8 protein-coding genes and 1 riboswitch are annotated in these 7,920 nt (G+C 42.6%); of the genes, 3 read left to right on the top strand and 5 right to left on the bottom strand.

Annotated features, from left to right (window positions below; translation table 11 throughout):
- The first annotated feature begins 54 nt into the window (after nucleotides 1–54).
- A complete protein-coding gene (locus PUQ00_RS31370) occupies nucleotides 55–903 on the top strand; it encodes an acyl-CoA dehydrogenase family protein (protein ID WP_335030488.1) in 849 nt (282 codons plus the stop codon).
- Between the two features lie 19 nt (nucleotides 904–922).
- On the opposite strand, the gene PUQ00_RS31365 is transcribed toward PUQ00_RS31370, so the two are convergent.
- Complete coding sequence (locus PUQ00_RS31365) at nucleotides 923–1,543, bottom strand: hypothetical protein (protein WP_300423785.1); 621 nt, start codon at nucleotides 1,541–1,543, stop codon at nucleotides 923–925.
- 311 nt (nucleotides 1,544–1,854) lie between these two features.
- Here PUQ00_RS31365 and PUQ00_RS31360 point away from each other — a divergent pair, with 311 nt between their 5' ends.
- Entirely contained in the window at nucleotides 1,855–3,843 is a 1,989-nt protein-coding gene (locus PUQ00_RS31360; RefSeq protein ID WP_300423784.1) for a S8 family serine peptidase, read from the top strand.
- A gap of 329 nt (nucleotides 3,844–4,172) precedes the next feature.
- Here PUQ00_RS31360 and PUQ00_RS31355 read toward each other — a convergent pair whose 3' ends face one another.
- Nucleotides 4,173–4,526, bottom strand: coding sequence for a hypothetical protein (locus tag PUQ00_RS31355; protein ID WP_300423782.1), 354 nt, complete (start codon nucleotides 4,524–4,526; stop codon nucleotides 4,173–4,175).
- 109 nt (nucleotides 4,527–4,635) lie between these two features.
- On the bottom strand, nucleotides 4,636–4,830 hold the full coding sequence (locus PUQ00_RS31350) for a hypothetical protein (protein ID WP_300423781.1): 195 nt from the start codon (nucleotides 4,828–4,830) through the stop codon (nucleotides 4,636–4,638).
- 685 nt (nucleotides 4,831–5,515) lie between these two features.
- Here PUQ00_RS31350 and PUQ00_RS31345 point away from each other — a divergent pair.
- A complete protein-coding gene (locus PUQ00_RS31345; RefSeq protein WP_300423779.1) occupies nucleotides 5,516–5,734 on the top strand; it encodes a hypothetical protein in 219 nt (72 codons plus the stop codon).
- Between the two features lie 161 nt (nucleotides 5,735–5,895).
- Here PUQ00_RS31345 and thiC read toward each other — a convergent pair whose 3' ends face one another.
- Together thiC and PUQ00_RS31335 are read right to left on the bottom strand one after the other, a co-directional pair.
- On the bottom strand, nucleotides 5,896–7,269 hold the full coding sequence (gene thiC / locus PUQ00_RS31340; protein WP_300423778.1) for a phosphomethylpyrimidine synthase: 1,374 nt from the start codon (nucleotides 7,267–7,269) through the stop codon (nucleotides 5,896–5,898).
- 7 nt (nucleotides 7,270–7,276) lie between these two features.
- Nucleotides 7,277–7,373, bottom strand: a riboswitch (TPP riboswitch).
- Nucleotides 7,374–7,448: 75 nt separating this feature from the next.
- Nucleotides 7,449–7,664, bottom strand: coding sequence for a hypothetical protein (locus PUQ00_RS31335; protein WP_300423776.1), 216 nt, complete (start codon nucleotides 7,662–7,664; stop codon nucleotides 7,449–7,451).
- Between the last annotated feature and the right edge of the window lie 256 nt (nucleotides 7,665–7,920).

Genomic DNA, 7,920 nt, shown 5'->3' with positions numbered 1-7,920 from the left:
AAACCTCTCCGTATTCTCTCTTAGTCTTGTTCAGAAATCAAATAGGAGTCCTATATTCACAATAATTGGTTTTGGTGTAATGCCCTCAACCCTTTAGATAAAAGAACTACTCTGACATCGGAAAAAGATTATTTCCGGCTCAACGGGATTAAAAGCTTTTGCTCTGGCTCTCAAGACTCGGATATATTGCCGATCACTGCCACTGATCAAGAAACTGGTGAATTGAGTATTGTAGTAATTCCCACTCAACGGCAAGGCGTTACTGTTCATGATGATTGGGATAATATCGGACAACGCCAAACAGATAGTGGTAGTGTTACTTTTGAGAATGTGTTGGTCTACCCGGATGAAATTCTTGGTAGTAGAGATAAACCCAATCAACCCTTCGCCACTATTCGCGCCTGCTTGACTCAATTGAATCTTGCTAATATTTACCTGGGAATTGCACAGGGAGCATTTGAAGCTGCTAAAACATATACTAAAACCAGTACAAAACCTTGGCTGACATCAGGTGTAGACAGTGCAACCCAAGATCCTTATATCCTCCAGCATTATGGCAAAATATGGGTTGATCTCCAAGCAGCAAAGAGCTTGACTGAACAAGCAGGAGAATTACTACAAGCGGCTTGGGGAAAAGAATGGTCACTCACCGCCGAACAACGTGGGGAATGTGCGCTTTGCGTCGCTACCGCCAAAGTTGCAGCAACTACAGTTGGTTTAGACATTACCAACCGCATCTTTGAAGTTATGGGCGCACGCGCTACCAGTGCAAAATATGGCTTTGACCGCTACTGGCGCAATCTCCGCACTTTCACTCTCCATGACCCAGTGGATTATAAAGTCAGAGACATCGGTAACTGGGCATTAAATGATAAATTGCCAAAACCTGATTTTTATTCATAGTTTTTCCCTGCCGACAAAATCAACGCCTTAGTCTCAAACCTGTTTCCATAAGCATCTGAGGTTCGATATTCTCAACTTTAGGTATCGCTTCTAACTGACGAATCCCAGCGAGCGCATCAACAATATTACCTGATTGGGCACGCAACCAAGCGGCGTGAGGCGCATAGTCAAGGCTTTGCACTACTTTGTAACCCGCTCGATTAATTATTTCATGCTCCGACTCCACATCAACACCTTCAGCAAAACGGATGAAAACCAGTCCAGTTGGTACTGCTACCGAACCATTGGGTTGTAGTGTGTAAATTGGACTTAGTGTTCCCTGTTCTGATTCATTAGGTTCGCCTGGAAAAACTGCGATTGCACCGTCGTTAAGTTGTAAAATTGCTCCTGGTGTCACCGTGCTGGGTTGATTGTAGTGGACTGCATAGTACCCAGGCTTACGAGTGTAGGATACAGCAGTGCGATGTCTACGATGGTCACTGAGCTTTGTCGTTCGCGCAGCGTCTCGTAGAGAAGTGCGGGCTACGTCTACGCGAATTTGTTCAGGATACTCAGAAAAGTAGTCTTTTTGAAATTTCACTTCAGCAATCAGGGGTAAAGAGTACACCTGTAGAAAATACTCAGATGGAAAATAAAACATCTTTCTCAAGTTCTAATTATGTTATTTAAATGCATAGCCGCTTCTCTACGAGACGCTACGCGAACGTCTTCCCCCAGAGTAGGGGCGCACACGGACGCAGAGAATTTGCTAGGAATTAATTAAATGTTGTACTTAGAGAGATTAAATTTTGTTTAAGCTGTATTTTTTAATCCCGTAATACACATATAACACATGAAATAGGAAGCATTCATAAACTAAAGGTAAGCGCACGCTGATGCAGCAAGCTTTAAAAGTAAGACATAATGCGGTTTCCCAATGCCCAATTTTCAAAACATTTAGGAGATTAAACTATGGTTCAGGTTCGCTATGGTGGACAGAACGGCCAACAGTATGAACTTGCGATCAGTAACGAACACGTTGTAGTGCGTACCGAAAACCGCAGTACTCTTGTTGGTGCAAGATCGTTTGAAGCCGCACCTGTGTCACCCACAGCTCGTAGCATCCTCAATCAATTTGAGCTAACAACGCGGTTTCGGCAAGCGGGTGTCGAAATTCTGCAAGCGAAAGTTCCGAATCAGGGTGTGGCTTTGCGCGATCGCGCCCGTGAAATTCTCAACCAAGAGTCTGAAGTGCAATTTGCCGGACGTGTTCTTGTCGATCCAATATCCAGACAACCTGTAGTTTACACCGAAAACCTCTTCGTTAAATTCGATAATGAAGAGGAGTTAAGCGTCTACGAAGAGGTATTAGGACGTTACGGCTTAACAATTAAACGGCAACTTGAATATGCACGAAATGCTTACTTTGTCAATGCACCGGCAAATACTGGTATAGCCGTCTTTGACATCGCTGAGAGACTTTTGAATCAAGAATCGGTTGAACTGTGCCATCCTGAACTAGTGCGTGAATCACGCCAACGTCAGGTTTTCCCGCAGCAGTGGCACTTAAAGCAAACAAAAATTAATGGTAAAGTAATTAACGCCCATGCCAACGTTGAGGCAGCTTGGAAGTTAAGCGATGGCACAGGGACGATTATTGCAATTATCGACGATGGTGTGGATCTTGAGCATGAAGAGTTCCGTTCCTCTGGAAAGATTGTTGCCCCGCGTGATGTCACACGTAAAACTAACAATCCCAGACCGGGAAACGACGATAATCACGGGACAAGCTGTGCAGGAGTAGCTTGTGCAAACGGCAATTTTGGTGCATCTGGTGTGGCACCGGGTGCAAAGCTGATGCCGATTCGTTTAGCTTCGGCGCTGGGGTCACAGGATGAAGCAGATGCTTTTATTTGGGCGGCTCAAAATGGTGCTGATGTCATTTCTTGTAGTTGGGGGCCAGCAGATGGGGTTTGGTTTGAGCCAAACGATCCTGCACACAACCAGAAAATACCTCTGCCTGACTCCACACGACTTGCTATAGATTTTGCAATCAATAAAGGCCGCAACGGCAAGGGCTGTGTAATTTTATTCGCGGCTGGCAATGGTAATGAAAGCGTGGATAATGATGGCTACGCTAGCTACCAAAAGGTGATTGCTGTGGCAGCTTGTAACGATTTCGGCACGAGAAGCGCTTACAGTGACTTTGGTCAGGCGGTATGGTGCGCCTTTCCCAGCAACAATGGTGACAGTTCTCAAACCACTGGAATTTGGACAACTGATCGCTCTGGTGTACTTGGTTATAATTCGGGTAATCGGAATCTGGGTGAAGCCGCAGGCAACTACACAAACGAATTCGGCGGAACTTCCAGCTCTTGTCCAGGTGCAGCTGGTGTCGTAGCCCTGATTATTGCCAGAAACCCAAATCTGCGTTGGGACGAAGTGCGAGATATTATTAAACGCTCCAGCGATCGCATTGATCCAGATGGAGGTAAATATGATACCAGTGGTCGCAGCCCATTCTACGGTTACGGTCGAATCAATGCTCTCAAAGCTGTAGAATTGGCCAAGCCAGATCAAACATCGACCATTAGCATTTTTAAAGTAGTGCAAGATATCCCAATTAACGACTTGCAGATATCAACATTGTCGTTGGCGATCGATAATACCAGTCTGAGCAAATCTATCAAAGTTAATGTAGACATTGAGCATACTTTTATTGGCGATCTTGTAGTTACTCTTCTTCCCCCAGTGCAAATAGGCCTACTTCCGATAATTCTGCACGATCGCCAGGGCGGAGGTACAGATAATATTAAAACAACCTATGACGAGGTAAACACCCTTAAACTTGCTGCCTTTAAGGGTAAAAGTCCCCAAGGAACCTGGACTCTGGAAGTTGCAGATAAAGCTGATGCAGATACAGGAAAGATTCGGAGCTTGACCATTGAAATTGGATTTTAAGCCAATAGGCTTGGCTTACAGCAGTTTTCTCTGTATTTGAACTACATCTATCGTACTGATTTTTCCCCGTTAAGTCTTGAAAAGCTTGAAATTATTACTATTAATTAAACTTAAATATAATTAAATACTACAGGCTCAAAAATAGCCGGGAAATAGTTAAAATAAGCTTTGTTAATAATCAATACTTAGCACATGCAACTATTGATTATTAACAAAGCTTTATATCTGATTTGTTCAGCAGTTTTGCACTCTGACTAGTCTAAACTCCAGTTGCACTGGAAAGTGTGCGATGGCCATAGCTCTTGGGTTACGGGGCGCTTGCCACCCCGTCAGAGTGCGGTAGGCTCTCTGACAATAATTATTCCTATATTGGCTTCAGCAGTAGGCACTTTATCGATTCGCCACCAACCCAAAGCCCCTTGTTGGCATCCATAAGCTTGAGCATAGCGGAAGCGAACGTAGTAAGTTCCAGCTACATTAGGTGCTGTTAACGTGAATGTACTTGAGCCTGAACCTTGGGTAGAACCATTATAGATACAGGCTTGAGCGTTATATTGACCTTCAAGACCTACAATAATTTGATTAATAGATCCATTTTGACCATTATTATAAGTGTAATTAGTAGATCCATTAATCGTTTCTCCAGGATTAACAATTACAACATTACTATTAGACCTATCCACAAATAAACCTCAAAATAGCTGAAACCCTTACATAGCTGGCTTTTTAGCTTATATAAAACAGGAACCTCTAAAACCCTCTCCAGAGCTAGGTTTCAGCCAAATAAAGTTCTCATTTCCGGATAAGTCTATTGCCGTTAAGTGTCAAATTAGTCAGTGTCACTGGACCATAAGTTGCAGAATTAGGTAGTATAGGTTGTGCCATTGCAGCTTTATCGAGTAGCAGGCTGTTGAGGGGAAGACCCATGCCGAGAAATGCAATAGTAGTAACAAGCGTATTACAAAATTTAGCTCGTTGTGTAGACATAATTTTCTCCTTGTGATTTGCGTTAGTTGTTGAGACTTGGAAATTAAGGGATAAATATCAGGAGCTTGAATAATTTACAAAAATCAACTTAAATAGCTTATTTAAATTAGTTTTTCGAGTGTTTTATTTTACTTATGTACATAGGCACGATTAAGCCAAAGTAATAAACCTCTGTAAAGCACCATAAACACTTTAAAAATAAGCTTTTAAGCAATTTACATTTCTTGCTCAAGTTCTGTTTTTTAGCACCTACTTACTTAGTCAACATATTTGTTTTATCACTATTCCCAAGTCAAATAAACTACTTTACCCAATCTTCAACATGTAAGTATTTGTAACATATAATACGTTTAAATATAAATATAAATATTTATAAACGAAAATTTATCCTTCGCACAGATGTATTTTGTTCGCTTATTTGAAATTTGATATCTTGTGAAATTTTGTTTTGTTCTTGACAAAAACGCAATTTCTTCTTTTATCAAAAATAATTTTGTGATATCTAAGTTCTACTCAAACAGACATAAGTTAATTTTATATATGAGATGATAACATCTATTCTCAAGCAACAATCAAGTTCATACAAGCTTTATATAATGCTACTAGCTGTGGTAAATCTGCTTATGACCTGCATGAACACGTTTTAAGCACCATTATCCTGAAATCGACTTTACCTGAAGCTCTTATGGATAGTGAAACCCTTGCTATTTCGTTGTTTCACGACTTAACGCGAAAAGTCAGATATATCGTAAGGGCACAGCAATGCTGTGCCCCGACAGAATGGTCTATTTACGTGAAAATAGCTGTAAGGATAATTGTCGGCTGGGTAGAGCGATCGCACAACCTAACCTTGTATTTTGAGAAAAGCAAAACTTTAAATTTTGTAGGGTGGAATGGCGCTTAATTTGGATTTAGATCCCCGATTTCTTCAAGAAGTCAGGGATCTGTGCAGCAACTTTTGCTTAAGTAAGTACCATTCTCTTGTAGAGTGTGTTATCGCATAGCGTAACGCACACCTCAAATTTTAGGTGCGTTAGGACGAATGTCCTAACGCACCCGACAAAACTAGCTTTGAGTCACAGGCTCTTTCGCCAAGAACTTCTCTAATTCTGTCAGCGCATCAGCATCAACCTTAGTTTGCATTGGGCAGAACTTCGGCCCACACATCGAACAAAACTCAGCAGTTTTATAGATATCTGCTGGCAGAGTTTCATCGTGATATTCCTTAGCTCTTTCTGGGTCGAGTGATAATTCAAACTGACGGTTCCAATCGAAGTTGTAACGCGCTTTGGAAAGTTCATCATCTCTATCCCTTGCACCAGGGCGATGTCTGGCAATATCAGCCGCATGAGCTGCTATTTTATAGGCAATCAACCCATTCCTGACATCTTCGGCATTTGGTAGACCCAAATGTTCTTTGGGTGTTACATAGCACAGCATTGCAGTACCGTACCATCCAGCCATCGCTGCCCCAATGGCTGAAGTGATATGGTCATAACCAGGAGCAATGTCTGTCACCAATGGCCCTAAAACATAGAAAGGTGCTTCAGAACACTCTTCCATCTGCTTACGGACGTTGAACTCAATTTGATCCATTGGCACATGTCCAGGCCCTTCCACCATCACCTGTACATCATCTTCCCAAGCTTTGCGAGTTAATTGTCCGAGGGTTTTCAATTCAGCTAATTGTGCTTCATCTGAGGCATCATGGGTGCAACCAGGACGCAGGGAATCTCCTAAACTGAAGGAGACATCGTATCTTTTGAAAATCTCGATAATGTCTTGGAAGTGAGTATAAAGTGGGTTTTGTTTGTGGTGATGTAGCATCCACCGCGCCAAAATACCGCCGCCGCGAGAGACAATACCAGTGATCCGGTTTCTCACCAAAGGCAAATGTTCAATTAAAATCCCTGCGTGGATAGTTTGATAGTCTACCCCCTGCTGGGCGTGCTTTTCGATGATATGGAGAAAATCATCAGCAGTCAGGTTTTCAATTGTACCGTGGACACTTTCTAAAGCTTGGTAAACGGGTACTGTACCAATAGGAACTGGCGAAGCCTTGATGATAGCGGTGCGAATTTCATCCAAGTTACCGCCACCTGTGGATAAGTCCATCACGGTATCAGCACCGTACTTCACGGACAGATTCAGCTTATCAACTTCTTCTTGAAGATTAGAAGAGTTGGGGGAAGCGCCGATATTAGCATTTACCTTACATTTGGAGGCGATGCCAATAGCCATCGGCTCTAAGTTAGTGTGATTAATATTAGCCGGGATAATCATTCGTCCCCGCGCCACTTCCTCACGAATGAGATCAGCAGGGAGATTTTCCCGTTGGGCAACGTAGTGCATTTCTTCGGTGATAACACCTTGGCGGGCGTAGTGCATTTGAGATACATTACCCTGCCCACGTCGTTTAGCAACCCATTCTGTCCGCATATTATAATTCCTCGATAAACAGCTTCCCTCCGCTGGTATTACCCAGACTCAGGTGTTAAGAGTGTGATCTCAGCCTGGTTATATAGGCACCCCTAGCATGGATGTAGTGTATCACCTTCGTTATATCTGGGAGCAAGGGTGTTAAAAATTTATGCTGTTGTTTCGGAGTCTGGCGATGTCTACGACGGGCTGCGCCTATGCTGTTTCTGTTGAATAATATCTAATATTGCCTTGTGAATTTCTTCTGGAGTCATTGAGGCGGGATAAGTCGCAGAGGGAGGTTTTGCCGTCAAACGATCTGCAAATGCGTAAAAAGCCTCTTGATCATCTTGGTGTGCAATGACGTAGGCGCGTAATTCTGCCTTGCTCATAGCATCAAAGTTTGGTTTATTCATGGATATTCCCAGTTGCCATCACGACTAATCAGAACTTCTATATCTTCTCCAGCCAAGATGAATATTTTTCCAGTGCGCTTATCCAGACGCAACATGTAAATTGGTTTGTAAGTAGTCGTCAAGAATTGACATAGGTAGACACATTTTAGGGCTTGTGCTGCTGTTGGAAGGATAGCCGCTCCTTTGATATAAAAGCTTATCTATAGGACTCCTATTTGATTTCTGAACAAGACTAAGAGAGAATACGGAGAGGTTT

This window comes from Nostoc sp. S13, assembly GCF_029379315.1.
Lineage (GTDB): Bacteria > Cyanobacteriota > Cyanobacteriia > Cyanobacteriales > Nostocaceae > Nostoc.
This window is presented reverse-complemented; position numbering and strand designations above follow the sequence as displayed.

Excerpts from the sequence above, each read along its gene's own strand:
- thiC (WP_300423778.1), bottom strand. The coding sequence starts at position 7,269 with ATGCGGACAGAATGGGTTGCTAAACGACGTGGGCAGGGTAATGTATCT.
- PUQ00_RS31345 (WP_300423779.1), top strand. The coding sequence starts at position 5,516 with ATGGATAGTGAAACCCTTGCTATTTCGTTGTTTCACGACTTAACGCGA.
- PUQ00_RS31365 (WP_300423785.1), bottom strand. The coding sequence starts at position 1,543 with ATGTTTTATTTTCCATCTGAGTATTTTCTACAGGTGTACTCTTTACCC.
- PUQ00_RS31350 (WP_300423781.1), bottom strand. The coding sequence starts at position 4,830 with ATGTCTACACAACGAGCTAAATTTTGTAATACGCTTGTTACTACTATT.
- PUQ00_RS31360 (WP_300423784.1), top strand. The coding sequence starts at position 1,855 with ATGGTTCAGGTTCGCTATGGTGGACAGAACGGCCAACAGTATGAACTT.
- PUQ00_RS31335 (WP_300423776.1), bottom strand. The coding sequence starts at position 7,664 with ATGAATAAACCAAACTTTGATGCTATGAGCAAGGCAGAATTACGCGCC.